General features: G+C 69.9%; 26 protein-coding genes and 1 pseudogene. 14 read left to right on the top strand and 13 right to left on the bottom strand.

The window, feature by feature from the left end; all coding sequences use genetic code 11:
• The first annotated feature begins 121 nt into the window (after window positions 1-121).
• Entirely contained in the window at window positions 122-1,135 is a 1,014-nt protein-coding gene (locus KI388_RS05465; protein WP_215088350.1) for a lysylphosphatidylglycerol synthase transmembrane domain-containing protein, read from the top strand.
• 9 nt (window positions 1,136-1,144) lie between these two features.
• Here the strand turns inward: KI388_RS05465 and KI388_RS15570 are convergent.
• The 3 genes and pseudogenes from KI388_RS15570 to KI388_RS05450 form a co-directional block, all read right to left on the bottom strand.
• A pseudogene (locus KI388_RS15570) lies at window positions 1,145-1,615 on the bottom strand (hypothetical protein); the annotation flags it as partial.
• A gap of 86 nt (window positions 1,616-1,701) precedes the next feature.
• A complete protein-coding gene (locus tag KI388_RS05455; RefSeq protein ID WP_215088349.1) occupies window positions 1,702-3,432 on the bottom strand; it encodes a DUF2070 family protein in 1,731 nt (576 codons plus the stop codon).
• Window positions 3,433-4,497 (bottom strand): glycosyltransferase, encoded by a 1,065-nt coding sequence (locus KI388_RS05450; protein WP_215088348.1) that lies wholly within the window; start codon window positions 4,495-4,497, stop codon window positions 3,433-3,435. It abuts the gene before it with no gap.
• Window positions 4,498-4,825: 328 nt separating this feature from the next.
• Here KI388_RS05450 and KI388_RS05445 point away from each other — a divergent pair, with 328 nt between their 5' ends.
• Together KI388_RS05445 and moaC are read left to right on the top strand one after the other, a co-directional pair.
• The gene (locus KI388_RS05445; protein WP_215088347.1) at window positions 4,826-6,304 is read left to right on the top strand and encodes an NAD(P)H-hydrate dehydratase; all 1,479 of its coding nucleotides are present in this window, start codon (window positions 4,826-4,828) and stop codon (window positions 6,302-6,304) included.
• A complete protein-coding gene (moaC, locus tag KI388_RS05440) occupies window positions 6,297-6,824 on the top strand; it encodes a cyclic pyranopterin monophosphate synthase MoaC (RefSeq protein ID WP_215088346.1) in 528 nt (175 codons plus the stop codon). The genes KI388_RS05445 and moaC overlap by 8 nt, the downstream gene beginning before the upstream one ends.
• Before the next feature lie 27 nt (window positions 6,825-6,851).
• Here the strand turns inward: moaC and KI388_RS05435 are convergent, their stop codons facing one another.
• The 3 genes from KI388_RS05435 to KI388_RS05425 form a co-directional block, all read right to left on the bottom strand.
• Window positions 6,852-8,036 carry a glycine cleavage system aminomethyltransferase GcvT gene (locus KI388_RS05435; RefSeq protein ID WP_215088345.1) on the bottom strand — a complete coding sequence of 395 codons (1,185 nt, stop codon included), beginning with the start codon at window positions 8,034-8,036 and terminating at the stop codon, window positions 6,852-6,854.
• Between the two features lie 34 nt (window positions 8,037-8,070).
• Window positions 8,071-8,991, bottom strand: a complete 921-nt coding sequence (locus KI388_RS05430; protein WP_251133219.1) for a transposase — start codon at window positions 8,989-8,991, stop codon at window positions 8,071-8,073.
• Between the two features lie 224 nt (window positions 8,992-9,215).
• Window positions 9,216-9,698, bottom strand: coding sequence for a hypothetical protein (locus KI388_RS05425; protein WP_215088344.1), 483 nt, complete (start codon window positions 9,696-9,698; stop codon window positions 9,216-9,218).
• 248 nt (window positions 9,699-9,946) lie between these two features.
• Here KI388_RS05425 and KI388_RS05420 point away from each other — a divergent pair, with 248 nt between their 5' ends.
• Window positions 9,947-10,609, top strand: coding sequence for a S26 family signal peptidase (locus KI388_RS05420; RefSeq protein WP_215088343.1), 663 nt, complete (start codon window positions 9,947-9,949; stop codon window positions 10,607-10,609).
• 343 nt (window positions 10,610-10,952) lie between these two features.
• On the opposite strand, the gene KI388_RS05415 is transcribed toward KI388_RS05420, so the two are convergent.
• Entirely contained in the window at window positions 10,953-11,507 is a 555-nt protein-coding gene (locus tag KI388_RS05415; protein WP_215088342.1) for an NYN domain-containing protein, read from the bottom strand.
• A 100-nt stretch (window positions 11,508-11,607) separates the two neighbouring features.
• Between KI388_RS05415 and KI388_RS05410 the strand changes: the two genes are divergently transcribed.
• Both KI388_RS05410 and KI388_RS05405 read left to right on the top strand, forming a co-directional pair.
• The gene (locus tag KI388_RS05410; RefSeq protein WP_215088341.1) at window positions 11,608-11,934 is read left to right on the top strand and encodes a hypothetical protein; all 327 of its coding nucleotides are present in this window, start codon (window positions 11,608-11,610) and stop codon (window positions 11,932-11,934) included.
• 114 nt (window positions 11,935-12,048) lie between these two features.
• Window positions 12,049-12,312, top strand: a complete 264-nt coding sequence (locus tag KI388_RS05405) for a hypothetical protein (RefSeq protein WP_215088340.1) — start codon at window positions 12,049-12,051, stop codon at window positions 12,310-12,312.
• A 407-nt stretch (window positions 12,313-12,719) separates the two neighbouring features.
• On the opposite strand, the gene ilvD is transcribed toward KI388_RS05405, so the two are convergent.
• Together ilvD and KI388_RS05395 are read right to left on the bottom strand one after the other, a co-directional pair.
• Window positions 12,720-14,510 (bottom strand): dihydroxy-acid dehydratase, encoded by a 1,791-nt coding sequence (gene ilvD, locus KI388_RS05400; RefSeq protein WP_215088339.1) that lies wholly within the window; start codon window positions 14,508-14,510, stop codon window positions 12,720-12,722.
• Window positions 14,511-14,629: 119 nt separating this feature from the next.
• A complete protein-coding gene (locus KI388_RS05395; RefSeq protein ID WP_215088338.1) occupies window positions 14,630-15,022 on the bottom strand; it encodes a VOC family protein in 393 nt (130 codons plus the stop codon).
• A 134-nt stretch (window positions 15,023-15,156) separates the two neighbouring features.
• Between KI388_RS05395 and KI388_RS05390 the strand changes: the two genes are divergently transcribed.
• Window positions 15,157-15,528, top strand: a complete 372-nt coding sequence (locus KI388_RS05390; RefSeq protein ID WP_251133218.1) for an SHOCT domain-containing protein — start codon at window positions 15,157-15,159, stop codon at window positions 15,526-15,528.
• A gap of 12 nt (window positions 15,529-15,540) precedes the next feature.
• Here the strand turns inward: KI388_RS05390 and purQ are convergent, their stop codons facing one another.
• Together purQ and purS are read right to left on the bottom strand one after the other, a co-directional pair.
• A complete protein-coding gene (gene purQ / locus KI388_RS05385; RefSeq protein ID WP_215088337.1) occupies window positions 15,541-16,218 on the bottom strand; it encodes a phosphoribosylformylglycinamidine synthase I in 678 nt (225 codons plus the stop codon).
• 88 nt (window positions 16,219-16,306) lie between these two features.
• Window positions 16,307-16,558, bottom strand: a complete 252-nt coding sequence (gene purS / locus KI388_RS05380) for a phosphoribosylformylglycinamidine synthase subunit PurS (protein ID WP_004595793.1) — start codon at window positions 16,556-16,558, stop codon at window positions 16,307-16,309.
• A 180-nt stretch (window positions 16,559-16,738) separates the two neighbouring features.
• Between purS and KI388_RS05375 the strand changes: the two genes are divergently transcribed.
• Both KI388_RS05375 and KI388_RS05370 read left to right on the top strand, forming a co-directional pair.
• Window positions 16,739-17,719, top strand: coding sequence for a formyltransferase family protein (locus tag KI388_RS05375; protein WP_215088336.1), 981 nt, complete (start codon window positions 16,739-16,741; stop codon window positions 17,717-17,719).
• A 126-nt stretch (window positions 17,720-17,845) separates the two neighbouring features.
• Window positions 17,846-18,034 (top strand): hypothetical protein, encoded by a 189-nt coding sequence (locus KI388_RS05370; RefSeq protein ID WP_215088335.1) that lies wholly within the window; start codon window positions 17,846-17,848, stop codon window positions 18,032-18,034.
• A 9-nt stretch (window positions 18,035-18,043) separates the two neighbouring features.
• On the opposite strand, the gene KI388_RS05365 is transcribed toward KI388_RS05370, so the two are convergent.
• On the bottom strand, window positions 18,044-21,019 hold the full coding sequence (locus tag KI388_RS05365) for an ATP-dependent helicase (protein WP_215088334.1): 2,976 nt from the start codon (window positions 21,017-21,019) through the stop codon (window positions 18,044-18,046).
• A gap of 131 nt (window positions 21,020-21,150) precedes the next feature.
• On the opposite strand from KI388_RS05365, the gene cmk reads away from it, so the two are divergent.
• Window positions 21,151-21,765, top strand: coding sequence for a (d)CMP kinase (gene cmk, locus KI388_RS05360; RefSeq protein ID WP_215088333.1), 615 nt, complete (start codon window positions 21,151-21,153; stop codon window positions 21,763-21,765).
• Window positions 21,766-21,816: 51 nt separating this feature from the next.
• Here cmk and KI388_RS05355 read toward each other — a convergent pair whose 3' ends face one another.
• Window positions 21,817-22,281, bottom strand: a complete 465-nt coding sequence (locus tag KI388_RS05355; RefSeq protein WP_215088332.1) for an MGMT family protein — start codon at window positions 22,279-22,281, stop codon at window positions 21,817-21,819.
• A 176-nt stretch (window positions 22,282-22,457) separates the two neighbouring features.
• Between KI388_RS05355 and trpC the strand changes: the two genes are divergently transcribed.
• The 4 genes from trpC (at window position 22,458) to KI388_RS05335 (ending at window position 26,349) form a co-directional block, all read left to right on the top strand.
• Window positions 22,458-23,288: an indole-3-glycerol phosphate synthase gene (gene trpC / locus KI388_RS05350; RefSeq protein WP_215088331.1), complete on the top strand. Its 831-nt coding sequence runs from the start codon at window positions 22,458-22,460 to the stop codon at window positions 23,286-23,288.
• Complete coding sequence (gene trpB / locus KI388_RS05345) at window positions 23,285-24,589, top strand: tryptophan synthase subunit beta (protein ID WP_215088330.1); 1,305 nt, start codon at window positions 23,285-23,287, stop codon at window positions 24,587-24,589. Before trpC ends, trpB begins: the two co-directional genes overlap by 4 nt.
• Window positions 24,590-25,477 carry a tryptophan synthase subunit alpha gene (gene trpA, locus KI388_RS05340; RefSeq protein WP_215088329.1) on the top strand — a complete coding sequence of 296 codons (888 nt, stop codon included), beginning with the start codon at window positions 24,590-24,592 and terminating at the stop codon, window positions 25,475-25,477. It begins immediately after the preceding gene.
• Between the two features lie 80 nt (window positions 25,478-25,557).
• Window positions 25,558-26,349, top strand: a complete 792-nt coding sequence (locus KI388_RS05335) for a 2-amino-3,7-dideoxy-D-threo-hept-6-ulosonate synthase (RefSeq protein WP_215088328.1) — start codon at window positions 25,558-25,560, stop codon at window positions 26,347-26,349.
• The last annotated feature ends 109 nt before the right edge of the window (window positions 26,350-26,458 follow it).

Here is a 26,458-nt window from a genome sequence, read left to right as displayed (position 1 = left end):
TATGTATTCCCATTCGGTCGCATCGAGAGGCCGAGACCGGTCCGGCTCCGCCGGTCCCGCCGGGACCCGACCGGCGGGCGCGAAGCAGACGTTTCAAGTTCGCTACGGCGTCACCTCGTCTATGGAAGGCCCACAACGACGCGCGCTGATCTTAGGGGCCGGCGGCGCCGTCGCCCTCCTCGCGCTGCTCTTCGTCGTCGTCGGGGTCGATCGCGTGGTCGACGCGCTCGCCGCCGCGGACCCGGCGCTCGTCGCCGCGACCGCCGGCCTCGGCCTCTGCTGGCTCGTCGCGTGGAGCCTCATGCTGCGCGCCGTGTTGGGCGCACTCGACGTCGAGATGACGGTCCGGACCGCCTTCTTAGTCTACAGCGGCGCGGCGTTCGCGAACAACGTCACCCCGTTCGGACAGGCCGGCGGGGAGCCGGTCGCCGCGGCGCTCATCTCGAAGGTGGGCGAGGCGCGGTACGAGACCGGGCTCGTCGGCATCGCGAGCGTCGACGTGCTCAACGTCGTCCCCTCGGTCTCGCTCGTATTCCTCGGCGTGGGCTCGTACGCGGCCACCACCGCGGTCGGGGAGCGCGTCGGGTTCGCCGTCGCGAGCGCCGTCGCGCTGATCGCCGCGATCGTCACGGCGATCGCGCTCGTCTGGCGCTACCGCGTGGCGGTCGTCGACCGCGTTCCGAGCGCCGTCGGCCCGTTCCTCGGCCGGTTCGACAGGTTCGACGCCGACACGATCGAGGCCGGACTCGCGGACCGGCTGGGGAACTTCTTCGCGGACATCGAGCGCGTCGGCACCGACCGGCGCCGGCTCCTCGGGATCGTCGCGCTCTCTTTGGTCGGCTGGCTCTTTCAGGCGGCCGCGCTCACGGCCGCGTTCGCCGCGGTCGGCCACCCCATCTCGCCGCTGATCCCCGTCTTCGTCGTCCCGCTGTCGTACGTCGCGGGCGCGACGCCGCTCCCCGGCGGCCTCGGCGGCATCGAGGCCGCCTTGGTCGGCCTGCTCGTGCCCACGACCGGCGTGGCAGCGTCCGCGATCACCGCCGCGGTCATCGTGTTCCGCGTCGCCGTCTACTGGATCCCGATGGTGATCGGCGGCGCCTCGACCTCCGCGCTGGGCGTGCGCGTGCTGGAGTGACGCGGCGTCTCACGCGGGCTCCGCGCGCTCACCGCGTCGGCGCAGCGCCGCGCCGAGCGCGAACGCCGCGCTCCCGAGCGTGAGCGCCAGCGCGAGGGCGACGACCGGCCCGATTCGGAGTCCGGTCAGCAGTTCGGCGCGGGGCCCCAGAGCGACTATCGACGGCCGCGGGACCGTGTACCCACCCTCCCCGACCGCGTCGCCGCGGACGAGCGCCGCGAGCGGCGGGACGGCGTAGATCCAACAGCCCGCGAGGAACACCGCGCCCCAGCCGGCGAGGAGACCGCCGCGGTGTCGGCCGGCGTACCCCGCCGCGCCGAGCGCGACCGCGACGAGGCCGGCCCAGATCGGGTATCGACCGGCGGTCCGAATCGGCTCCCACGGGAGGGCTATCAGGAGTGAGGCGACGACGAACGCGGCCGCGACCGCACCGAGCGCGCGGACGGTGGTTCGACCGGTGCCGAGGAGGAGGGCGTTCGAGGACGCGCCTCGCGCTCACGGAGAGAAGACAAAAGCGTTCGGGCGACCACCGCCGCTCCGCGGTCGCACGGGGCGCCGGCGACCCCTCAGAAGAACAGCCACAACACGAGCAGCGCGTACAGCGTCACCAGCGAGATGATCGTCAGCCGGATGAGGATGTTGACGCTGAACACCAGCCCGTTGTAGTCGTTTTTCAGGAGCTTCACCGGCTCCGTCCGACGGCTCGCGAGCCCGACGGTCGCGGGCGCGACGTCGTCGACGGCGCGGTCGACCGCGCGCTCGATGGCGCCGACGTCGGACTCGCGCATGTTCGCCAGTTCGTGGATCGACGCGTGGGTGTCCGTCGAGAAGGGGATCACGGCGTCGAACTCGTCGTGGTACGCGTCGGCGGTCGCCCGCACGTCCGGGGTGAGTCCGTTCGTGTCGACGCCGACCCAGAGGACCTCCTGTCCGTCGACGGACTCGACCATCGCCAGCGCGTCCTGTCCCGTGCGCGTCACCGCGAACCCGGCGGCGTAGTCGTCGGTCAGTTCGGCCCGGGCGAGCCGCTCGCGGAAGTCGTCGAACGCGCGCTTCAGGCGGTCGGCCTCGGCGGAGCCGTACTGGATCTCCACGTCGGGCCCGTTCTGGATGTCGTGTCTGTGCTGGTCTATCAGCAGCACCTCGTCGTGGTCGACGTCGCGCATGAACACGCCGGTGTCGTAGTCGTCGATACCCTCACCGTGGAGGACGATCACCTCCTTGTCACCGACCCGGCGGCCGTGGAACCGGACGTCCGCGTACCCCTCCCGCTCGCCGTACGATTCCGTGACGAGCCGGGAGGCGCGCCCTGTTCGCTCCGGCTCCGCGACCGCGCCGAGGATCCGCTCCGCGTCGGCCGGGTTCGAGAGGTCCTCCTTGTGCGTGCACGGGACGTGGAAGAAGAACCCGGCGTCGCCCGCGGCGCCGGCCTCGACGCCGCCGTCGGCCGCCGTCCCGTCGCCCTCGTCGTCTCCCCGGCCGCCGTTCAGCGCGTCGATCAGGTTCCCGCTCAGCTGGCCGCCCCCGAACCCGCCGAGGGGACCGGGGTGGACCCACGGGGCCGCGACGGTGAGCCGGTCCCCGTTGTCGACGGCGAACGTCTCCACCGACGGGCGCGCCTCGACGCCCAGATCGAGCGACTCGCGGTCGTTCCGGAGGAGCCCGGAGGTGAGCGCGAACGCCGAGACGTCGGTGTTGCTCTTGATCAGGTAGTCGACCACGAGGAGGATCAACACGAGGAAGCCGGCCGCGATGAGCAGCGACGCGAACGCGAACACGTGCCGGTACGTCGAGAAGCCGAACTCGCTGCCGCCCAGCGCGTAGAAGGCCGCGATGAGCAGCCCCGGCTCCGTCAGCGACGCGAGGAGGATCCGGTCGGAGCGGTCGATGCCCGTCGAGACGACGAGCACTAAGATGTTGACCAGGTACAGCGTGATGAAGCTGAGCCAGATGGTGCTCCAGGCGTTCCCGACGTTGTCCGCGCCCGAGAGGACTAACGCGTACACGAACAGGACGAGCTGCGAGGTGAGCGCGAGGAAGTAGCTCCACGACCGGGGGTAGCCGTCGAGGACGCGCGGGAACAGTTCGGCGGCGACGAGGAACGGGACGAGGAAGATGAGGACCGCCACGGGAACGATCCGGGACGGGTCCGGCGAGAACGGCGTGAAGAGGGAGAACCCGGCGAACGACAGGACGCCGTAGACCCCGCTGAGGACGACGAGCGCGGCCGCCTGAACGCGGAGCCGCGGCACGGAGAAGACGAGGCGCTGGAAGGCGTCGACGTTGTCCGCGCCCATCTACGCGGTCACCCCGTAGATGGACTCGAGTTCGTCTATCGTCTCGGAGACGGAGAACCGCTCGACCGCGGCGCGGGTGTCTCTGTCGCCGTCGAGGCAGTCGCGGACCGCGCGCTCCATGTCGTCGAGGTCGCCCAGCGCGAACCGCGCGCCGTTCTCGGGACCGATCGTCTCGTCGAACGGCGCCACGTCCGCGGCCGCTACCGGGGTGCCGCAGGCGTTCGCCTCCAGCGTCGAGAGGCCCAGCGTGTCGCAGGTCGAGGCCGTGACGAAGACGTCGATAGCGCCGTAGAAGTCGGGGAGGTCCTCCCGCGGCAGGAAGTCGTGGAACCGGACGTTCGGGGGCGCGTCCGCCTCCAAGTCCGCCCGGACTGGCCCCTCACCGACGAGTTCGAACCGCACCTCGGGCAGCCGCTCCGCGAGCCGGAGGGTCTCGTCGACGTTCTTCTTGTGGGTCATCCGACCGCTGTAGCCGACCACGGGCGCGTCGGCCGCCGTCGGGCCGCCGTCGGTCGCGAGCGCGTCGACGCGGGCGTTCTCGCGGGGGCGGAAGCGGTCCATCTCGATGCCGACGGGGAGCCGGACCGACTCCACGTCGCGGCGGATCCGCGAAGTCGAGGCGGTGACGCAGTCGAACGCGCTCAAAAAGCGGTTCTCGTAGGCGACGTACGCCCGCCCGGCGAGGGCGGCGAGCCGCTCGGACTTGAGCCCCTGAACGAAGTAGTCCTCGACGGGCGTGTGGTGGGTGTACACCGACCGCGCGCCGTAGCGCTTCGCGTAGCGGAGCCCCATCAGCCCGGTCGACGCCGGGCCGTGACAGTGGACGACGTCGAGGTCGGGCAGCGTCGACAGGCGGCGGTAGGTCGGGAAGCGGTACTGCCGGTAGAAGGGGTTCGGCAGCGACGGGACGGGTATCTCGTGGTCGTCCGGCTCGTGGCTGCTCTCCGGGTAGACGACGTACACGTCGTGGCCCCGGGCTTCGAGCCGGTCGCGCCACGCCTGAATGGTGTAGGTGACGCCGTCGATGCCGGGGAAGTAGCTGTCGGTGAAGAAGCCGATGTTCATGGTGGCGTCTGGCGGTCGAACGGTCGGGGTCGCCCGCGGTCCTCGCGGCGAACCCGGAGTGGAGGGAACGCGCCGGGAACACCGGCCGCCGAGGGCGACAGCGAGGCGGCCGGGCCGACGAGTAGTGCCGATACCACGGTTATCTGCGGAGTTCACTATCTGACCGCTTCAACATTTTCATTTCCCGAAGCGCGGCCGCGCGGAGGCGGACGCGCTGGCGCCGAGGCGGGCGACATCGGCGCCGAGACGGACGCGCCGGCGCCGACCGACCGGCGTCGCCGCTCTCGGACCCCGCCCGCTTAATCCCCGTGCGCCCGAACCGCCGGGCATGATCACGACCGACCGCATGGCGGCCGTCGACGCCAACGCGGCCGCGCTCGGCGTGCCGAAAAAACAGTTGATGGAGTCGTCGGGCAACGCGGTCGCCCGCGAGGTGCGCGCGGCGGCGGAGCCGGGCGCGACCGTCTCGCTCGTCTGCGGCCGCGGGGACAACGGCGGCGACGCCCTCGTCGCGGCGCGGTTCCTGAAGGAGTACGACGCCGCGGTTCACCTGCTCGGCCGCCCCGACGCGATCCGGACCGACATCGCTCGAGAGAACTGGGCGGCGCTCGAACGCGCCGAGCTACCGGCCGAGACCGTCACCGACTCCGCCGGCGTCGACCTCGTCGGTCCCGACGGCGACGACCCGGACGTGATCGTCGACGCGATGCTCGGCTCCGGTATCTCTGGCGGCCTCCGCGAGCCGGAGCGGACCGCGGCCGCGGCGATCAACGCGAGCGACGCGACGGTGATCGCGGTCGACGTGCCCTCCGGGATCGACGCCGATACCGGCGAGCAGACGGGCGATTCGGGAGGGGTCGCCGCCGGCGAGGACGCGGTCGCCGTCGACGCCGACCGCGTGGTGACGTTCCACGACGAGAAGCCCGGACTGGCCGCGCTTGACGCCGAGGTCACGGTCGCTGACATCGGGATCCCGGCGGCCGCGGAGCGGTTCACCGGTCCCGGCGACCTCCTCGGACTCGACCGCGACCCGGACTCTCATAAGGGCGACAACGGCGAGGTGCTGGTGGTCGGCGGCGGCCCGTACGCGGGGGCGCCGACGCTGTCCGCGCTCGCCGCGCTCCGCGCCGGCGCCGACCTCGTGCGCGTGGCCTGCCCCGAGTCAGTCGCGAGCGAGGTCCAGGGGTTCTCCGCGAACCTCATCGTCCGCGCGCTCCCCGGCGACCGCGTCGGTCCGTCGCACGCCGAGCGCGTCGCGTCGCTCGCGGCCGGCAGCGACGTCGTCGTGCTGGGTCCCGGACTCGGAGACGGCGACGGGACCCGCGAGTTCGTCCGGGAGTTCCTGACGGGTTACGCGGGGCGCGCGGTCGTCGACGCCGACGCGCTCCGGGTCGTCCCCGAGGTCGACACCGACGCCGACCTGATCTGTACGCCGCATCAGGGCGAACTCGTCGACATGGGCGGCGAGACGGCCGACGACCCCGACGCGCGAGCCGAACTCGTCCGCGAGTTCGCGGCCGACCTCGGCCACACGCTGCTCGTGAAGGGCGCGGTCGACGCGATATCCGACGGCGACGACGCCCGACTGAACCGCACCGGCAACCCGGGAATGACCGTCGGCGGGACGGGCGACGTGCTGGCGGGGACGGTCGGCGCGCTGGCGGCCGTGACCGACCCGTTCCGCGCGGCCGCGGTCGGCGCGTACGTCGTCGGGCGTGCGGGCGACGCCGCAGCGGACGCGAACGGAAACGGACTGGTGGCGACGGACTTACCCGACCGGCTGCCGGAGGCATTGCGTGATGAGTGAGGAGGAAGCGGCCCGGTCCGGGGACGGAACCGACGGGAGCGCGGACGATCTGACCCACACCGACGACGCCGGCGACGTCCAGATGGTCGACGTGGGCGCGAAGCCCGACAGCAGCCGGCGCGCTGTCGCCCGCGGCGAGATCCGGCTGACCCCGGAGACGGTCGCCGCGGTCGAGGCCGACGCGGTCGAGAAGGGTGACGTGCTCGCGACCGCCCGTATCGGCGCGGTTCAGGCCGTGAAACACACCTGGGAGACGATCCCGATGTGCCACCAGATCCCGATCACGAACGTCGACACCGAGTTCGCGGTCCGCGACGACCGGATCGAACTGACCGTCGCGGTCGAGACCACCGGGAAGACGGGCTGCGAGATGGAGGCCTTAGAGGGGGTCACGACCGGACTCAACACCGTCTGGGACATGGTGAAGGCGGCCGAGAAGGACGCCGACGGCGGGTATCCGGACACGCGGGTTTCGGACGTCGAGGTCGTCGAGAAGCGGAAGGAAGCGGTCGGGGAGTAGTCCTCAAGAGAACGGGCTGCGAGGGGCTCAGCGGTCGAGGAACGGCGGGATGACGACCTCGGCGCGCTTCTCGTCGCCGCGCACGACGACGCTCACCTCGGTGCCGGCGTCGGCGTACGTCTCGTGGAGGTAGCCGAGTCCGATCGGCTCGTCGAGGGTCGGACTCATCGTCCCCGAGGTCAGCTTTCCGACGCGGGTGAGGTCGCCGTCGGTGACCGCGTAGCCGCCGCGCGGGACGCCGCGCTCGCGGAGGCGGACGCCGACGAACTTCTCGTCGACGCCCTGCTCCGTCTGGGTCTCCAAGGCGTCGCGGCCGACGAACTCGGTGTCCAGCTTCACGACGAAGCCGATCCGCGCCTCGTAGGGGGTGCGGGGCTCGTCGTCGGGGTCGAAGTCCTGTCCGGACAGCAGGAATCCCATTTCGGTGCGGAGCGTGTCGCGCGCCCCCAGCCCGCACGGCTGCGCCTCCCGCGGCGCGTCGACGAACGCCGCCCAGACGGTCTCGGCCGCGTCGGCGGGGCACATAACCTCGAAGCCGTCCTCGCCGGTGTAGCCGGTGCGCGCGACCCAGCTTTCGGTGCCCGCCACCGCAGCCGACGTCGCCTCGAACTTCGAGAGGTCGACGACGCGGTCGCGGGGCGTGGCCTCGTCGAGCGCGTCGGCCGCGTCGGGGCCCTGGACCGCGAGCATCGCCCAGTCGTCGGTGGCGTTCGCGACGGTCGCGTCGAGGTCCCACTCGTCGCGGTGGGCGGTCCAGCGGTCCTCCATCTGCTCGTCGTGGCCGGCGTTCGGCACGAAGAGGTACGCGGGGTCGCCGCTCGGCGCGTCGAGGTCGCCGTCGTGAGCGTCCTCCAGATCGGCGAGCGACGCGGCCGCCTCGCCGGCCGCGGTCCCGTCGGGGAGCCGGTAGACGACCGTATCGTCGAGCATGACGCCCTCCTCGTTCGTGATCGCGGCGTACTGGGAGTCGCCGGGGTCGAGCGCGCGCACGTCGTTCGTCGTGAGCCGGTTCATCAGTTCGGTCGCGTCCGGGCCGGCGACCTCGATTTCGCCCATGTGCGAGACGTCGAAGACGCCGACCGACTCGCGGACCGCGGCGTGTTCCGTCTGAATCGAGTCGAACTCGACTGGCATCTGCCAGCCGCCGAAGTCGGTGAACTTCGCGCCGCGCGCGTCGTGGGCGTCGTGGAGCGGAGGGAGGCGATCGGTCATACCCGCACCTCTCCGGGACGAGCCTAAGGTTTTGTCATCGACCCACGACTGAAGTCGTGGGTTTGTCCGTGGACTCCCGGTCTGACGACGAAATGTCGTAGGCAGTGTAATTGCCGTTCCCGTTCAGCATCCCGGACTTGAGGGCGAGATGACCGTCGCCCAACCCAGAGGGACGTTTGCCCTCCGGTAAAGTTAGAAGTTTCAAACCGATGTTTTTTGAGGCGTTGTAGTCGCCGTCAACCGAGTACCCACAGTCGTTACACTCGAACCACCCAGTCTTGCTATCGCGGTTCGTACTGGACTGATGCCCACACTTCGAGCAAGTTTGACTCGTAAACGCAGGCGGTATCTGCTCAACGCGAATCCCGTACTCACTGGCCTTATACGCAAGCATTTCCTGGAGTTCGCGGAACGCCCAGTTGTGCATCTGGCGCTTCACTTGGTCGTTCGGGTTGTCCATCCGCTCGCGGATGTGAGTCAAGCGTTCGACGGCGATGTACGAACAGTCGTGACTGTCTGCTTCCTCCACGATACGTCGAGAAATGGTGTGCAGGCGATTCAGCACGAAGCGATTTTCTCGCCCCGACAGTCGCCGGAGTACCTGCTTGGCGGAGCGAGTGCCTTTGTGCTGAAGGCTACGACGCACGCGGAAGTGGTGGTTCTGCCCCCACAGTAGTTCGCCACCATCGTAGAACGACCCTGTGCTGGTCACAGCGACGTTCTTGAGGTTCAAATCCACGCCCAGAACCTTGTCACCATCTCGTTCTTCGACCTCTTTTTTGATGACGACGTGGAGGTAAAACGCATCCTCGTCTTCGCGGTAGTGGAGCGTTCCCATCCGCTTCTCGTAGTCGTCATCATCGAGGTAGGACTTTTGGTAGTCTCCGAGAACGTAGTCCACGGCAACCCGACCGTTGGTGACCTCCTCCTCGCCGTAAACGGCGAGGCTTCCCACGGCACTACACCGCTGGGTTGGGATATTTGCTGGTTCACGGCCTGTCGGCATGACAGGCCGATGGCGGGGCCACACCGCCGTTACTCCTATCCCGGCAGGGGACTCGGAGTTATCTTGACCGAGACACCACAGCGGTTCGAGAGTGTGTCTCGAACGTTCTGGGCCTCGGAGTCCCGATATTGTGCATTTGAGTGGGCGGTGTGACCGCCTCGGTGTACGTCATGCTACGATACACTATTAGTTAAATATCCGTATTGTTGCTGAACGTAGGTTGTGGAGGCGATGTCGGATTCACGCCCGCCGTGAACGGCGGGATTCTCTCCTCGAAGAAAGATAGTGGAGAGGGTGGCCGACCTGTCCTTGATAGTCAGCGTCCGTTTGTCGTAGACGGCTGACGGCTCGTTGAACCGTGGAAGTGGCCGGCTGTTCCCCTTCTTCCAGTCTGCGACCGTGGACTTCATCGCTTCGACGGCTTTGGAGTAGGCGCGAACGCAAAGGTTCGCGGGGAGGTCTGTTTCGTCTCGCAAGTCGTGGTACACTTTGTCGTGTATTGTGGACTTGTTGAGGATGAGGTAGCCGTCGTCGTTCCTTCCGTTCTGGACGGTGTAGTTACAGCCGCGGTTGAACTGCTCGATGGTCTGATGAAGGTCTTCCTCACGATCGTCTGGAACCGAGAGTTTGACCGGAATGGTTCGTATGACCTCCATCTATGAGTTCACGTACGAGATGTTGTTTATAAATTGTACGGCTGACGTTGAGGAGCCGGTGGGCTATCGTTTGTAGGTGGTAGAATAGATTGTCGGACTCCTCCCACAGCTGAAGCCCTGGTCTTCCTCCTTGTGTCTGTGTGACATCGGCGGTCCGCGCGTCTGCGACGAGGCCGCGACGAGTCCGCCCCGAGCGGTGGAACGAACCGGCCGACAGCCTCAAGCGGTCGCCGCTCCCCCTACCGGGCGTGAGCAGTCCCCGTCCCGATCGCACCGGCGCGGTCGCCCCAGCGATCGTGATTCTCCTCGCCGCGGTCCTGCTCGGCGCGCTCGTCGGGACGTGGCCGCCGTTCGTCGCGGTCGAGAGCGGCAGCATGACGCCCGGCGTCGAGCGCGGCGACCTCGTCGTCGTCACGGCGACCGACCGCGAGCCGTGGGGCGACCTCTCGACTGCGGCCGACCCGGACGCGCCGACGCGGCTCGGTGAGACCGGCGACGTGGTCGTCTACACCGTGCCGGGCGGCGGTGAGCGGCCGGTGTTCCACCGCTTGGCGTTCCCCGTCGACGCGGGCGAGGATTGGACCGAGCGCGCTGACCCGACGCTCCTCTCTGGCGACTGCGCGGAGTTAACGACGTGTCCCGCGCCGTACGACGGATACGTCACGCGCGGCGACGCGAACGACCTGTACGACCAGAGCGCGGGCATCGCGCCGGTCGTCCCCGAGGAGTGGATCGCCGGCAAGGCGCTGTTCGCGGTGCCGAACCTCGGTTGGATCCGGGTGGGGATCGACGCGGCCGCCGCGCGGTACGGCGGGGTCGCGACCGGGGTCGTCCTCGTCGGCAGCGCGGGACTCGCGGGGGGCGTCGGCGCGCTGCTCGTGGGACGGATTCGGCGGGACAAAGGGCGGTGAGTCTGACTGTCGGCAGCGACTATTTAAACGGCTGATGCGGTCGGCGCGCGCCTCCGAGCGGCCGGCAGGCCGCGAGGAGCGCGTGCGAGGGAGTCAGTCGCCGGAGCGAAGCGGAGGCGACTGACGAGGTTGGGGAGGTATGAGGCGCGGTTGCGGTGCGGGTGGGACTCAAAGGGGCAGTCGCGAGGACGGCGCAGGCGACGTAAGCACTGGAGGGAGCGAACGAAGTGAGCGACTGAAGCGCGCAGCAAGCGTGCGCCGTCCTCGCGACTGGGGCTTTGGAGGTGTTCGCCGTCGAGTTGTCGATCTTTTATAAATAGCCACCGCCGACGTCACTCGATCCCTATCGCGTCGAGGCCGATTCGGCCTCCGCGTCACCGTCATCGCTTTCCGCCGCTTCGCTCTCGTCGCCGTCGAGCGTCACGGAGCCGTTGGCGGCGTTCCGGAGCGCGTCCGAGCGCCCGAACTCGCCGGGGGCGATGGCGAGCGTTCGGATCCCGTAGCCGTTCGCGGTCTCGACGACCGGCTTGAAGTCCGTGTCGCGCGAGGCGATCGCGAGGGTGTCCATCCGGCCCTCGGCCGCGAACCGCGCGGCGTCAACCGCGAGCTTCACGTCCACGTCGCCGCTCGTGACCACGACCTCGAAGCCGCGCGCCTCCGCGGCCTGAATGAGGCCCGGCGTCGCGTGTTCGTCGAGGTACAGGCGGGTCGTCACGAGCGGTCCCTCGGCCTCGCCCGCCCGGCGTACGTCGTCTAAGTCGACGTCGAACTCCTCGCGCAACACGTTCGGGCCGTCGACGAACAGCGCCACGCCGCCGGCGTCTACGTCCGTGACGCCGTCCGTGTCCGTCACGCCGTCATCGGTCGGCTCGCCCTCTGGCCCCTCGCCTCGGTCCATGGCCGGTCTTCGCCGCCGTCGGGAATAGGCGTACTGATCCGCGGTCGGGGAGTCGACACCGACGGCAGTTTTTTATTGGCCGTGTGAGGCTTGAAACAGCATGCCCTCCGATCGGCTCCGCCGCGTCAGAGACGCCGTCGTCGCACAGCGAACGGCCCTCATCGAGCGCGCCGCGCTGCTCGCGATCGGTTTGGCGATCGCCGGGTGGAACCTGTTCACGATCGAATCGGTGTCGCGGATCGACGGGTTTCGGTTGCTCCCGACCTTCGCCGGCGTGACGCTCGCGCTACTCGCCGTCTCCGAGTTCCTCCCCGAGAAGCGGACGAACGCCATCCTCGCGATACGGCTGACGTTCCTCGCGCTCCTGCTCGTCTCCGTCGGCTTCGGGGTACTGCTGTTGCTGTTCATGCTGAACAACGCCCCCTGACTCCGCCTGATCGGTTCGGAACTTCAAGACCTTATATTGGTATTACGACTTCGGTGACGACCGTAGTGAATATACGGAGATTTGAAGTAGGATGTCCAGCTATAACGAGGTAAGATGTCGCAATCAAACGCGTACACCGTCATTTCCGCACAGAACGATCACGAATGTACCACGGTACGTGCCCATCCGCGCAACGAGACGTACCACGTCGTCGAGTACGCCGACGAGGACGCCCGCGAGCGCGTCGCGGACCTGCCGGTGGGCTCGGTCGTGAAAATGGAGCTGTCGCGCGCCGGCCGCCGCAGCAACGTCTGGCGCGCCGAGTCGGTCCGCACCGCACAGACCGACGGCGGGACGAGCGAAAAGAAGCTGAAGTGACTCACGACGTGGAACTTCGGATTTATCGATATCCTCTCTGATACGTGACCGACTGCGCCGCGGAGACTATCTTCAAAGCTCCCGTCTACCATTTATAATTGACTGGCCGCCGATCGACAGCAGACACCTCCAAAGCCCCACCCGCGAGGACGGCGCACACTCGTTGCGCTCCTCGCTCGCGCTGCTCGCTGCGGTGCTTACGTCGTCTGCGCTGTCCTCGCGGCTGCCCCTTTGAGTCCCACCCCGCACAGCACCGCAACCGCACCTCACGCCTCCCCAGCCTCGTCGGCCGGCCTCCGCTTCGCTCCGGCCGGCCGACTCCCTCGCGCGTGCGACTCGCGCCCTGCGGCCGCTCGTCGGCACGCGCCACCGCAGATATAAATCCGAAAAGCAGTCGCAGGTCTCGTTTATAAGTCGCGCGTGAGCCGCGGGTTCGTCACCGCGCCGTCAGCGGCGGAGGCGAAGTCGCGGCCGTACTTCGCGAGGATGCCGCCCTCGTAGGGCGGTTCGGGCGCCTCCCATCCCTCGCGCCGCTGGTCGAGTTCCTCGTCGGAGAGGTCGACCGTCAGGTCGCGCTCGGGGATGTCGACGGTGACGTGGTCGCCGTCCTCGAGGAGGCCGATCGGGCCGCCCGCGGCGGCCTCGGGCGCGACGTGCCCGATCATCGGGCCGCGGGTACCGCCCGAGAAGCGACCATCGGTGAGCAGCGCCACGTCGTCCTCGTGGCCCGCGCCCACGACGGCGGCGGTGACGCCGAGCATCTCGCGCATCCCGGGCCCGCCCCGGGGCCCCTCGTTGCGGATGACGATCACGTCCCCGGACTCGATATCGCCCGACTGGACGTACTCCATCGCGTCCTCCTCGTTCTCGAACACGCGGGCGGGCCCCTCGTGGTAGAACTCGTCGTCGCCGGTCACCTTCAGCACCGAGCCGTCCGGCGCGAGGTTGCCGTCGAGGATCTTGATGGCGCCCTCCTCCTCCTTGGGGTCGTCGACGGTGTAGAGGAAGTCGGCCTCGATATCGTCGTCGGCCGGCAGGTCGCCCCGCTCCTCCAGTTCCGCGATCTCCTCCGCGAGCGTCCGGCCCGTCACGGTCATCGCGTCGCCGTGGAGCAGGTCGGCCTCCAGCAGGCGCCGAAGCACGACCGGCACGCCGCCGATCTCGTGGAGGTCGTTCATCACGCGGCTCCCGCCGGGCTGGAGGTTCGCGATCTTCGGGGTGCGCCGCGATATCTCGTCGAAGTCCTCGATCGAGAGGTCGACGTCCGCCTCGCCCGCGAGCGCGAGCAGGTGGAGCACCGCGTTCGTCGAGCCGCCCATCGCGGTCTGGGCCGCGATCGCGTTCTCGAACGACTCCCGCGTGAGGATGTCGGAGGGCCGGCGGTCGTTCTCGATGCAGTCCATCGCCAGCTCGCCCGCGCGCTCCGCGACCGCGTAGCGCTCCTCGTCCTCGGCGGGCGGGGAGGCCGAGCCGAGCGGCGCCAGCCCGAGCGCCTCCGAGAGCGACGCCATCGTGTTCGCGGTGAACATGCCGCCGCAGGAGCCGGCGCCGGGGCAGGCGTGCCGCTCCAGATCGTCGAGTTCGTCGGCGTCCATGTCGCCCTGCGCGTACGTGCCGACGCCCTCGAACACCTGGACGATCGTCACGTCGCGGCCGTCGTGCTGTCCGGGCATTATCGAGCCGCCGTAGAGGAAGACGCTGGGGAGGTCCGTCCGGATCGCGGCCATCATCATCCCGGGGAGGTTCTTGTCGCAGCCCGCGACGGTCACGAGGGCGTCCATGCGCTCCCCGAAGGAGACGAGTTCGACGGAGTCCGCGATGACCTCCCGCGAGATGAGGCTCGCCTTCATCCCCTCGGTCCCCATCGAGATGGCGTCCGAGATGGTGATCGTCCCGAACTCGATGGGCATCCCGCCCGCGGCGTCGATGCCGTCGAGCGCGGCGTCCGCCACGTCGTCGAGGTGGACGTTACACGGGGTGATGTCGGCCGCGGGGTTCGGCACGCCGATGATGGGCGAGGAGAGGTCCTCGTCGTCGAACCCCATCGCGCGGAACATCGCGCGGTGCGGCGCCTTGTCCGGTCCCTCGGTCACCTCGCGGCTCCGCAGTTCCTCGTCTTTCCCGCCGGCGAATCGGTCCGTGTCCGCCCGGCGACGACGCCGTTCGTCGTCGTCGGATCTCGGCTGCTGTTCGCTCATACCCGACCCTGTCGCTCGGGGGTCTTAAACGACCGCGTCGGCGCGAGGGTTGCTCGGCGGGGCGAACTGGTTCGGGGGGATTACCACCTGCCGCCGGGACCGACGGCACGTCGCCGGCCTCACACCCGCGCCTTCAGTTCCACCCGGTAGCCGAACGGGTCCCTCACGTACACCGCGCCCGCCTCGCCGGTCGCGCCGAGCGGCGAGTCGAGCGTCTTCTCGACCTCGACGCCGGCCGCTTCCAGTTCGGACTCGATGGCCTCGGCCGACTCCTCGACGACGACCGCGACGTGGTCGTAGTTCGTCGCCGTCGGCCGCTCGAACTCGTCGGTCGGCCACAGGTGGATCACCGCGGTCGCGGAGAGCCGCACGTCGAAGAACGGCTTCTCGTCGGCCGCGTACAGCGCGTCCTCGATCCCGAACCCGAGCTTCTCCCCGTAGAACTCGCGGGCGTCTGCGGCGCCGTCCTCGGGGATACGGAGGTTGACGTGGTCGATGTGGCGTGCGTTCACTCGCGTCGGTTCGGCGGCCGGGCGCAAAAATCGTCCGGCGGAGCGGTCCCCCGGACACGTCCGGGGCGACGGCGCGGTCCCGCGACCCGCGAACGGTCGCGGAGTATTTATCCGTAGAAGTGTGGTTACCACACATGACTGCTCTCGGACCCTTCGGCGCCGCGCCGCTGATGGGTGGCATGGCCGGTTCGGGGATGGCGGGCGGGATGGGAGGCTGGACGTTCGTCTTCCCCCTCGTCGCGCTGCTCGCCGTCGCGGCGCTGCTCGCCGCGGGCGTCGTCGGAGTCGGAGTCCTCGCGAGCGAGACCGACGACGAGTCGGCGGCGAGTGAACCCGGCGAAACGCCCGTCGAGCGCCTCAAGCGTCGGTACGCGGAGGGCGAACTCTCGGAGGCGGAGTTCGAGCGCGCGCTGGAGCGCGAACTGGAGCGCGAGGGGGTCGACGGACTCGACGCAGGGGCGACCGCCGAGACGGAACCGATCGGAGAAGGGGAACGAGAGCGGTAAGCGGAGATCGATTCAGGCGAACGCCCGGAGGATCCCCGCGCCGTCGGTGCTGCGACCGAGGTCCGGGAGCGTGGCGCGCTCGGGGTGGGGCATCAGCACGGCGACCGTCTCGCGCTCCCCGAGGACGCCGGCGACGTTGTCGGTCGAGCCGTTCGGGTTGGCGGCGTCGGTGACGTTCCCGTCGGCGTCGCAGTAGCGGAAGAGGACGCGGTCGTCGTCGACGAGGTCGGCGTGGGCGTCCTCGCCTATCTCGAAGCGCCCCTCGCCGTGCGCGATGGGGACCTCGATCACGTCGCCCTCGTCGTAGGCGGCGGTCCAGGGCGTGTCCGCGCGCTCGACGCGTAGGCGGACGGGTTCACACTGGAAGCGCGCGGAGGCGTTCGTGGTGAACGCGCCGGACGTCAGCCCGGACTCGGAGCCGATCTGTGCGCCGTTACAGACGCCGATGACGGGGGTCCCGTCGGCGGCGGCCTCGCGGACCTCGGCCATGATCGGCGCGCGGGCCGCCATCGCGCCGGCGCGGAGGTAATCGCCGTAGGAGAAGCCGCCGGGGAGTACGACCCCCTCGGCGTCGTCGGGCAGGCCGTCCTCGTGCCAGACGCGCTCGGCGTCGACGCCGAGGTGGTCCAGCGCGCGGACGGCGTCGCGGTCGCAGTTCGAGCCGCCGAACTGGACGACGGCGACCGTCACGCCGCCCACCTCGCGTGGGCGGCCGCGACCGCCGTGTCGGCGTCCGTCGCGTCGGTGACGACCGGCGTCGCCTCGACGACGGCGACCGTCATCGCTCCGCGACCGCCACGTCGTAGTCGTGGATGGTCGGGTTCGCGAGCAGTCGCTCGGCCATCTCGTCGGCGCGGTCGGCGGCCTCGTCGGCGTCGGCGGCGTCGAGGTCGACCTCGAAGCGGTCCGCCGACCGGAGGTCGGAAAGCTCGAACCCGAGCCGTTCGAGCGCCTGCTGGGTCGTCTCGGCCTCCGGGTCGAGGACGCCCCGCTTCAGCCGGACCGTCACCGTCGCCGTGTACGCGGTCATACCCGTTGGTGCGGAGTCGTGTGTAAAAACCGTTTTGGAACGCCGTTTATAAGCACGTTCGTGGATAGGTATCGGTCGATCGTGCGGGAGGCAGGGACCGCACGGAACGAAAGGGGCAAACCCCTCCGCCCGTTGGAGAGGGTGTATGCAGCCGCTCGAACCCGCGGAGGTGATCGTCGCATGACCCGCGAACTGACCGAAATCACGGTCGTCGGAGGAGACAAGACCGGACTCATCGCGCGGGTCACCTCCCTGCTGTTCGAGCGCGGAATCAACATCGAGGACTTAGATCAGGCGGTCCGCGAGGGCGTCTTCCGGATGACGACCCGCGTCGACACCGCGGAGATGGAGACCTCGCGCGGCGAACTCCGCCGCGCGCTGGCCGAACTCGGCCGCGAGCTGGACGTCGACATCCAAGTGCGGTTCCCGAGCGACCGCGACGCCCGCCGGGTCGCGCTCCTCGTCACCAAGGAGACGCACGCGCCCGAGGCGCTGCTGGAGGCGGAGGCGAACGGCGAACTGGCCGACGACGGCGCGGAGGCGGAGATCCCGGTCGTCATCGGCAACCGCGGCGACCTCCGGTCGCTCGCGGAGCGCTACGACAAGCCCTTCTACGACGTGGGCGACGGGAACGGCAACACCGACGAGGGCCGCCTCCTCGACCTGCTGGCCGAGTACGACGTGGACCTGATCGCGTTGGCCCGCTACATGCGCATCCTCTCGCCCGAGGTCGTCTTCCGGTACGAGGGCCGGATCGTCAACGTCCACCCCTCGCTGCTCCCGGCGTTCCCCGGCGCGGAGGCGTACCGGCAGGCGAAGGACGCCGGCGTCCGGGTCGCGGGCGTCACCGCCCACTACGTCACGACCGACCTCGACCAAGGCCCGGTCATCGCCCAGCGCGCCTTCGACGTGCCGCCGGGCGCCGCCGTCGAGGATATCAAGCGCCGCGGGCAGCCCCTCGAAGCCGAGGTGTTGCTCGACGCGGTGCGGCTCCACCTCGCGGACGCCATCGCGGTCCACCGCGGGACCGTCCACGTCCGCGAGGACGCCGACGTCGACGCGCAGTTCGGGTTAAGCGAGGCCGCCGTCGACGCGAACCCCGACGAGCCGGTCGACGGCGAGCCGCTCGGTCGGTCCCGCCCGTCGCCCTCCGACGACTGAGGTCGGCGGAGCGAGCCGTCGGCCCCGCTTCTCACCGACCGGGCCGCCCTCTCACCGACCCGCTCGGCTCCCGACCGGTCCGGTTCCTCGCCCGGTTTTAACGGCCGCGCGCGCAACGACCGATCGATGGGTAAGCGCCGCACGCGGCCGGGATTCCTCGCGGACACCGCCGCGATAGTCCGCAGCGACGAGCGGCTGATCCTGCTTTTCCTGCTGGTGCTGTCGCTCGCGGCGCTGGCGGTCTTCCTGTACTACACGACGCTGATACTGGAGGGGCTCCCCGACCCGCTGCCGACGGAGCCGCTCCGACCGTAACTCGTCGGCTCAGTCCGGTCGGCGGTCCGGCGTCGGCTCGGGGCTGGGGTCGGCAGCGCCCCGCGGCTCCTCGCCTATCTCCTCCATCACGCGGGCGTGGAACTCGCGGAGGACCGCCGACTCGTCGTCCGCGATGACGGTGTCGGAGTCGACGAGCGTCGCCAGCCCGAACGCGAGCGGGCTGGGCGAGTCGACGACGCGGTGTTCCACCGACAGGTCGCCGGTCGAGATTCGCCCGACGACCTCGCGGATCCCCTCGACGTCGAGCCGGTCCTCTAAGAGTTCGCGGTACGTCTCCTCTAACACGGCGAACTCCTCTAACTCGCTCGCGAACGACAGCAGCATCTCGGCGGACACCTGCTGTTCGGCGGCCGACTTCTCGTACCCCTTGTACCGTTTCAGGATCATGAGCGAGCGCCCCGCGTCGATCCGGAAGTAGCGCTGGAGCAGGTCGGTCCCCCGGACGGCCTCGCGGAGGTCCTCGCGGACCGTCTCCGAGTCGAGATCAGCGAGGATCCCCGTCACGTCGACCTTGCGGTTCAGGGGGAGGGCGAGCGAGAACCCCCGGTCCGCGACGGCGACGGCGACGTTGGCGTCGGTCCGGTTCGCCACTTCGGCCGCAACGAGCCGCGAGAGGCCGTCGTTGAACCGGCGGCCGTAGATCGAGTGGACGTAGAAGCGGCGCTTGTACTCGCTCCGGTCTAACTCCTCCTCGACGACGAGGCGGTCGGGGGTCGAGACCGCCTCCGGTCCGGCGTATCGGACCTGCTCGTCGTACATCCGGGCGAGCGCGCGGACCGCGTCCCCGTCGAGGGGGAACTCGCGGAGCCACGCGCGGGCCGCGGCCGGGCCGGCGTTCGGATCGTCGCCGGCCAGCCGGTCGAGCAGTTCGGCCTGGAACGCCAGCACCTCGCGGGCGAGGTCCGCGGACAGCGGGAGCCGCTCCGCGAACCACGAGGGGACCGTCGGGCGCTCGCTCGTGCGGTCGACGTACACCTTCGAGCCGCGGCGGTAGCGGAACGCGAACCGCTCGCCGCCCAAGGCGAACACGTCGCCCGACTCCAGCGTGTCGAGGTACGACTCGTCTAAGGTGCCGACCCACTCGTCGTCGCGCGTGAACACGTCACAGGAGAACGAGTCGGGGATCGTCCCCACGTTCGTCATGTAGATGACCCGCGCGAGCCGGCCGCGCTTCCCGACGAGCGTCTCGCCCACCGGGAACTCCGGGTGGTGATGCTCGCCGTCCGGCGGGTCGTTGGCGTCGCGCCACACCTTCGGGTAGACGTTCTTCGACTCCAGCCCGTCGTAGTCGCCCGTGAGGTACCGGAACAGCCGCTCGTAGTCGCCGTCGTCGAAGTCGCGGTACGGGTGTGCCCGGCGCAACACCTCCCGAATCTCGCGGTCGGGTCGGATCCGGTTTATCGCCATCCCGTACACGTGCTGGGCGGCCACGTCGTACGCGCCCTCCGGCGGGAACACGCGGTCGACGAACCCCGCCTCGGCGCGCGCGAGCAGCGTGGCGCACTCGATCAGCTCGTCGCGGTCCAAGGCGAACACCCGCCCCTCGACCGTCTCGCCGGGGCTGTGGCCCGCGCGGCCGACGCGCTGAAGCAGCGCCGCGACGGACTTCGGGGAGCCGACCTGAACCACCAGATCGAGGTGGGGCATGTCGATACCGAGTTCGAGGCTCGTCGAGGTGGTGACCACGTCGAGGTCGCCCGTCTTCAGCCCCTCCTCGACCCGCGTGCGCTGGGCCTCTCCGAGGCTCCCGTGGTGACAGCCCGAGTCCGACTCGTCGTAGTCGAACCGCTGCCGGAGCTCCTGGAGAGTGCGCTCGGCGCCAGACCGGGAGTTCGTGAACACGAGCGTGTTCTCGTGGGACTCGATCAGGTCGCGAAGCGACTCGTAGAAGCGGTCGGTCACCGCCGACCGCGGCGTGTGGATCAGGTCGGCCGCCGGCGTCCGGAGTTCGAGGTCGAACTCGCGGGCGAACCGCGCGTCGACCACCTCGCAGGGGCGCGTCTCGAACCCGTCGGGGTCCCCGACTTCGCCGGCGACGCGGTCGCGGCCGACGAGGAAGGAGGCGATCCCGTCGAGCGGTTCGACGGTCGCGGAGCAGCCAATTCGGGTGATCCCGTCCGACCCCTCCGCGTCGCCGTTCCGTGCCAACTCGGTCAGCCGCTCCAGCGACACCGAGAGGTGGGTGCCGCGCTTGTTCGCGGCCAGCGAGTGGATCTCGTCGACGATCACGTACTCGACGGTGCGGAGCTTCTCTTTGAACTTCGGGGAGTCGAGCAGGATCGCGAGCGTCTCCGGCGTGGTGTTGAGGACGTGCGGCGTCTCCGAGAGCATCGCCTGCCGGTCCGCCTTCGAGGTGTCACCGTGGCGGATCGCCTGTCGCACGCCGGGTTCGTAGGCGTCGTCCGGGACCGCCTCGGGGGTCGCGGCCGCGTCGCTCTCGCCGCCTCCCGCGCCGACCTCGCCGCCTCCCGCGCCGCTCTCGTCGGCTTCCGCCGCGGCGATCGCCTCGCCGATCCCTTCGAGCGGGGTCGCGAGGTTGCGCTCGATGTCGTTCGCGAGCGACTTCAGCGGCGAGACGTACAGGCAGTACACCGAGTTCTCCAGGTCGCCGGCGCGGTCGCGCGCGAAGAGGTCGTCGAGGACCGCGAGGAAGGAGGCGAGCGTCTTCCCGCTGCCTGTCGGGGCGGCGACGAGGCAGTTCCGGCCGGCGTCGACGTGGGGGATCGCCTCCCGCTGCGGCGGCGTGAAGAAACCGCCGTTCTCGTCGACGTGCGCGCCGAAGCGCTCGACCCACCAGCGACGGACCGGCGGCGAGAGTCGGGCGAGCACGTCGGCGTCGTCGATGGGGACCGACCCCGGGTCGAAGTCGGGATCCGCGACCGCGCCCCGCTCGACCGCGTCGCGGAGGAGCGCCCGCGCGGCCGCCTCGTCGCCGCGGTCCGTGAACTCGCTCACGCGGATCACGACGGCTCGGGCAGGGAAATCGGTTGCGTCGATTTTCGCGGAACTTCGCGCGACCGACCGCTGTCCGTCGGCCCCGCGGAACTTCGCGCGACCGACCCGTTTATCCGCCGCGCTTCCGTGACGCCACACGCATGAGCGGAACGCCGCCGGAGCCCGACAGACGGATCGACCGGAACCTGTTCGTCACCGTCTCCGGGCCGCCCGGCTGCGGCGCCACCACGCTCGTCGAGGGGATAGCCGAGTCGCTCGACTGCGGCTACGTCTCCGGCGGCGAACTGTTCCGCGAGATCGCGGCCGAGCACGACATGAGCCTCTCCCAGCTCATCGCCGAGACCGGCGAGTCCGAGGAGATCGACCGCGCGCTCGACCGGCGGCTCCGCCGGATCGCGGAGAAGTGGGGGACCGCGAACAAGGCGTTCGTGCTGGAGTCGCGGCTCGCGGGCTGGATCGCGGGCAACCGCGCGGACATCCGGATCTGGCTCGACGCGCCCGACGAGGTCCGCGCGGACCGGACCGCCGAGCGCCCGGAGATGACCTCCGAGATGCAGGTCCGCGAGGTCATCGAGGAGAAGCGGTACAACTCCTACTACGGGATCGACCTGAGCGACCGGTCCATCTACGACCTCGTCATCAACACGGGGCGGTGGGACGCCGAGGCGACGCTCGAGTTAGCGCTCACCGGGATCGAGAGCTACGACGTCGACGCCGACGAGGGCGCGTTCGACACGCCCGACTTCGAGATCTGACCGGGCGAGTTCGCGATCGGAGAGACGGCGAGTCCGGGACCGGAGAGCCGATTATACTCCTTCGACGCGCCGGAGCGCGCTCCGGACGTCGCCCGGCGTCGCGTGCGGTCCGCCGACGACCCGGTGGTCCGGGAGCAGGATGGGGATCGGGTTGTCCGCGAGCGCGCCCGTCACGACCTCCAGGTCGTCGGCGTCGTCGGGGTCGAACCCGCCGAGCCGCGCGAGCTGGCTCACCGACACCTCCTCGCCGTACGGCACGCTCCGGAGCGACTCCAACACCTCTCGCCGGTCGGTCGGCACCGTCAGCCCGAGCGCGACCTCGGGGAACTCCTCGCGCTCGCCGTCGAGGTACGCCCCGATCCGGTCCAACAGGTCGTGGTCGCCGTCGGCGTCCGCCGGCGGCTCCCCCGGGAACGACACCGAGATGACCCGACCGCCGGCGAAGCCCACCTGAACGGTGCGGCCGATCTCGTCGAACTCCCGAGCGAAGACGCCGGACGTGCCCGACACACTCATACCCTTCATTGGAAGGGTCATTTATTTCAAGATACCGGCCTCGCGCCCGGAACGTCTCGTCGACCGGCCCGCGGTCGAGCGGCCCGCGGTCGAGCGGCCCGCGGTCGAACGACACCCGGTCGAGCGCCGCGGTCCCCGCAAGCCTTATGAACAGATACGTACATTAGTGTATAGTAATGGACGATCCAGACGAGCTGGCGCCGGCGGTCAGATCGATCCTGTCGGCCGCCCGAGAGCGCGCGAACGAGGGGGCGAGAGGGACCGTCTCGGCGTCGCCCCGCGACCTCGCCGCCGCGTTCGAGCGGGCCGAGGCCGACGGTCGCGTCCCGCTGATCGCGGAGGTGAAGCCGACGAGTCCGACGACCGACGGGACCCACGAGGAGGACCCGGTCGCGCTCGCGGAGGGGATGGTCGCCGGCGGGGCGGCGGCGCTGAGCGTGCTCACCGAGCCGGAGCACTTCGGCGGGAGCGTCGACACCCTCGAACGCGTGCGCGACGCCGTCGACGTACCGGTCCTCCGGAAGGACTTCGTCGTCGACGAGGCGCAGCTGGACGCCGTCGAGAGCGACGTCGTCCTGCTCATCGCCCGCTTCGTGGGCGAGGACCTCCCGGACCTGCTCGCGGCCGCCCGCGACCGCGGCTTTCAGGTGCTCGTCGAGGTCCACGACCGCGAGGAGCTCGAACGCGCCCTCGACGCGGGCGCGACGACGGTCGGCGTGAACAACCGCGACCTCGCGGAGCTGGTCGTCGACCTCGGAACCTTCGAGTCCGTGGCGCCCCACGTCCCAGACGACGTGAGCCTGATCGCGGAGAGCGGCATCGGATCGCCCGCGGACGTCCGCCGGATGCGCGCGGCCGGCGCCGACGCCCTGCTCGTCGGGAGCGCCATCATGGACGGCGACGTCGAGGCGAACACCCGATCGATGACGCGGGCGGAGGCGGACGAGGACGCAGACGCGGACCCGACACTCGACGACACGACCGACACCACGGAGACACCCACATGAGCGAGACCGAATCATCGACGAGCGAAGTTGGAGAGCTTTCGCGACGGCCCGGCCGCGAGCGCGGGCGCGACGACGGGAAGTTCGGCCGCTACGGCGGCCAGTACGTCCCGGAGGCGCTGATGCCCGCCATCGAAGAGCTGGCCGACGCCTACGAGCGCTACGTGCTGAACAACGAAGACGGCTTCATGGACGAGTTCCGGGAGCGGATCGCGGACTTCGGCGGGCGGCCGACGCCGCTCCAGCGCGCCGACCGGCTCTCTGAGCGCTACGACACGGAGGTGTACCTCAAACGCGAGGACCTCCTCCACGGCGGCGCGCACAAGCTGAACAACGCGCTCGGGCAGGTCCTCCTCGCGAAGTACATGGGCAAGGAGCGCATCATCGCGGAGACCGGCGCCGGGCAGCACGGCACCGCGACCGCGATGGCGGCCGCGCACCTCGACATGCCCTGTACGATCTACATGGGCGAGCGCGACATCAACCGCCAGCGCCCCAACGTGTTCCGGATGAAGCTCAACGGCTCCGAGGTGAAGCCGGTCACGACCGGCCGCGGCACGCTCAAGGAGGCCATCTCCGAGACGATGCGCGACTGGGCGGAGACGGTCGAGGACACCCACTACGTGATCGGGTCGATCGTCGGCCCCCACCCGTTCCCGGTGATGGTCCGCGACTTCCAGGCGATCATCTCAGAGGAGGCCCGCGAGCAGGTCATCGAGAGGACGGGCGGGCTCCCGACCGACGTGGTCGCCTGCGCGGGCGGCGGCTCGAACACGATGGGGACGTTCGCGGACTTCGTCGACGACGAGTCCGTCGCGCTCCACGCGGTCGAGGCCGGCGGCTCGACGCTCGAAGTCGACGAGGAGACGGGCGTCGCCCCGAACTCCGCGTCGCTGTACACCGGCGACGAGGGCGTCCTCCACGGCGCGCGGACGAAGCTCCTTCAGGACTCCGACGGGCAGATCATGGAGAGCCACTCGATCTCGTCCGGACTCGACTACGCCGGCGTCGGCCCGGAGCTCGCGTACCTCGTCGACGAGGGCCGCGTGGATCCGGTCGCGGTCGACGACGACGCCGCGCTGGAGGGGTTCCACCGGCTCTCGAACACCGAGGGGATCATCCCCGCCCTGGAGACGGCCCACGCGTTCGGCTACCTCGAAGAGCACCACGAGGAGCTCGGCGAGCGCGTCGTGGTGAACGTCTCCGGGCGCGGCGACAAGGACCTCGACGCCGCCATCGAGGAGACCGACCAGCGCGACGTGGCGAACGCGCCGGACATGTCGATGTTCACGGGGGGGATGTAGATGGGCAACTCCGAGGCCATCGCCGCCGCGTTCGACGGGGGGCCCGCCTACGTCCCGTACCTCGTCGTCGGGGACCCCGACTACGACTCCTCGAAGGCGTACGTCGAGGCGCTCGACCGCGGCGGCGCCGACGTGATCGAGCTCGGCCTCCCGTTCTCAGAGCCGATCGCGGAGGGCTCGACGATACAGGAGGCGCTCGTCCGCTCGCTCGACGCGGAGATGACGCCGGACCGGTTCTTCGCGTTCGCGGAGGAGGTGGACGTCGACGCCGCCCTGGTCTGTATGACGTACTACAATCTGATCTACCAGTATGGAGATAGCGAGGCGCGGAGCGCCTCGGAAGCGAGCGGCGAAGCCGCGAGCACCGGCCCGCGACCCTTCGTCGAGCGCGCCGCCGCGGCGGGCATCGAGGGACTGGTGGTCCCGGACCTCCCGGGCGAGGAGGCGGACCCGCTGCGCGAGGCCTGCGACGAGTTCGGCCTGGACCTCGTCTTCATCGTCGCGCCGACCACGCGCGGCGACCGCCTCGACGAGCTCATGGGGCGCGTGTCGGGGTACGTGTACGTCCAGGCCCGGCTGGGCACCACCGGCGCCCGAGACGACGTCTCCAACCAGACCACGGAGAGCCTCGACCGGCTCCGCGAGTACGACGTGCCGAAGGCGGTCGGGTTCGGCATCTCGACCGGCGAGCACGCCGAGCGGATCGTCGCCGGCGGCGCCGACGGGATCATCGTCGGCTCGGCGCTCGTCGACGTCGTCGCGGACGGGGTCGAGAACGACCGCTCGACCGCCGACGTCGCCGACCGCCTCGAAGCGCTCTCCCGCGAGCTGAAGGAGGGCGCCGAGCGCGGCTACCGCTCGCGGGCGGAGACCGTCGAGTCCGCCTGAGCCGAACCGGACCAATACGTCCCCGAACGAAACCGATTTACCTCCGATTGCCACACGCTCACACAACGACCCATCTCACCATGACAGCAGGACTCTCGGCACGACTCGACCGCATCTCCACGAACGACCGATACCTCATCGTCCCGATGGACCACGGGATCACGATGGGCGCCGTCGAGGGGCTCGTCGACGTCGAGTCGACGATCGACGGCGTCACCAGCGGCGGCGCGGACGCGGTGCTCACCCAGCGGGGAATCGCGCCCCGCGTCCACGGGAACAAGAACGGCGCGGGCTACATCGTCCACCTCAACGGCTCGACGACGATCGGTCCCGACGAGAGCGACAAGCGCGTCACCGGCACCGCGGAGGACGCGGTCCGCGCCGGCGCCGACGCCGTCTCCTTCCACATCAACGTCGGCTCGGAGTACGAGCCGGACCAGATCGAAGAGCTGGCGGAGCTGACCGCCGACGCCGAGCGGCTCGGCCTGCCGGTCCTCGCGATGGCGTACGCGCGCGGCCCGGGCGTCGACAGCACGGACCCCGAGTCGCTCGGGCACGCCGTCCGGCTCGCGGAGGAGCTCGGCGCCGACGTGGTGAAGACGGGCTACTCCGGCGACGGCGACTCCTTCGCTCGCGTCACGGAGTCGACCCGCCTGCCGGTGGTCATCGCCGGCGGCTCGAAGGGCACCGACCGCGAGACGGTGGAGATGGTCCGCGGCGCGATGGACGGCGACGCGGCCGGCGTGTCGATGGGGCGGTCGATCTTCCAGCACGACGACCCGGAGGGGATCGCCCGCGCGGTCTCCGCGGTCGTCCACGACGACGCCTCGGTCGAGGAGGCGCTGCGGGCGGGCGGGTTCGTCGAGGCGTGAATCGGGGGTTCGTCGAGGACTGAGGTCGGACCGCACCCGACCAAGGGGCCGCGGTGCGGCCCGGCCCGCTGTTCCTTTCGCAGTTTTCAAGCCGTCGCGCCGTGAGGAT

This window comes from Halorubrum sp. 2020YC2, assembly GCF_018623055.1.
Lineage (GTDB): Archaea > Halobacteriota > Halobacteria > Halobacteriales > Haloferacaceae > Halorubrum.
Note: the sequence above shows the minus strand (reverse complement) of the source record. Positions and strands in the feature narration are given on the sequence as shown.

Excerpts from the sequence above, each read along its gene's own strand:
- KI388_RS05415 (WP_215088342.1), bottom strand. The coding sequence starts at position 11,507 with ATGGACCGAGGCGAGGGGCCAGAGGGCGAGCCGACCGATGACGGCGTG.
- KI388_RS05375 (WP_215088336.1), top strand. The coding sequence starts at position 16,739 with ATGACCCGCGAACTGACCGAAATCACGGTCGTCGGAGGAGACAAGACC.
- KI388_RS05370 (WP_215088335.1), top strand. The coding sequence starts at position 17,846 with ATGGGTAAGCGCCGCACGCGGCCGGGATTCCTCGCGGACACCGCCGCG.
- cmk (WP_215088333.1), top strand. The coding sequence starts at position 21,151 with ATGAGCGGAACGCCGCCGGAGCCCGACAGACGGATCGACCGGAACCTG.
- KI388_RS05465 (WP_215088350.1), top strand. The coding sequence starts at position 122 with ATGGAAGGCCCACAACGACGCGCGCTGATCTTAGGGGCCGGCGGCGCC.
- KI388_RS05455 (WP_215088349.1), bottom strand. The coding sequence starts at position 3,432 with ATGGGCGCGGACAACGTCGACGCCTTCCAGCGCCTCGTCTTCTCCGTG.
- KI388_RS05335 (WP_215088328.1), top strand. The coding sequence starts at position 25,558 with ATGACAGCAGGACTCTCGGCACGACTCGACCGCATCTCCACGAACGAC.
- KI388_RS05405 (WP_215088340.1), top strand. The coding sequence starts at position 12,049 with ATGTCGCAATCAAACGCGTACACCGTCATTTCCGCACAGAACGATCAC.
- trpB (WP_215088330.1), top strand. The coding sequence starts at position 23,285 with ATGAGCGAGACCGAATCATCGACGAGCGAAGTTGGAGAGCTTTCGCGA.
- ilvD (WP_215088339.1), bottom strand. The coding sequence starts at position 14,510 with ATGAGCGAACAGCAGCCGAGATCCGACGACGACGAACGGCGTCGTCGC.
- KI388_RS05445 (WP_215088347.1), top strand. The coding sequence starts at position 4,826 with ATGATCACGACCGACCGCATGGCGGCCGTCGACGCCAACGCGGCCGCG.
- KI388_RS05355 (WP_215088332.1), bottom strand. The coding sequence starts at position 22,281 with ATGAGTGTGTCGGGCACGTCCGGCGTCTTCGCTCGGGAGTTCGACGAG.
- KI388_RS05410 (WP_215088341.1), top strand. The coding sequence starts at position 11,608 with ATGCCCTCCGATCGGCTCCGCCGCGTCAGAGACGCCGTCGTCGCACAG.
- purS (WP_004595793.1), bottom strand. The coding sequence starts at position 16,558 with ATGACCGCGTACACGGCGACGGTGACGGTCCGGCTGAAGCGGGGCGTC.
- KI388_RS05450 (WP_215088348.1), bottom strand. The coding sequence starts at position 4,497 with ATGAACATCGGCTTCTTCACCGACAGCTACTTCCCCGGCATCGACGGC.
- KI388_RS05425 (WP_215088344.1), bottom strand. The coding sequence starts at position 9,698 with ATGGAGGTCATACGAACCATTCCGGTCAAACTCTCGGTTCCAGACGAT.
- trpC (WP_215088331.1), top strand. The coding sequence starts at position 22,458 with ATGGACGATCCAGACGAGCTGGCGCCGGCGGTCAGATCGATCCTGTCG.
- KI388_RS05390 (WP_251133218.1), top strand. The coding sequence starts at position 15,157 with ATGACTGCTCTCGGACCCTTCGGCGCCGCGCCGCTGATGGGTGGCATG.
- KI388_RS05435 (WP_215088345.1), bottom strand. The coding sequence starts at position 8,036 with ATGACCGATCGCCTCCCTCCGCTCCACGACGCCCACGACGCGCGCGGC.
- moaC (WP_215088346.1), top strand. The coding sequence starts at position 6,297 with ATGAGTGAGGAGGAAGCGGCCCGGTCCGGGGACGGAACCGACGGGAGC.
- trpA (WP_215088329.1), top strand. The coding sequence starts at position 24,590 with ATGGGCAACTCCGAGGCCATCGCCGCCGCGTTCGACGGGGGGCCCGCC.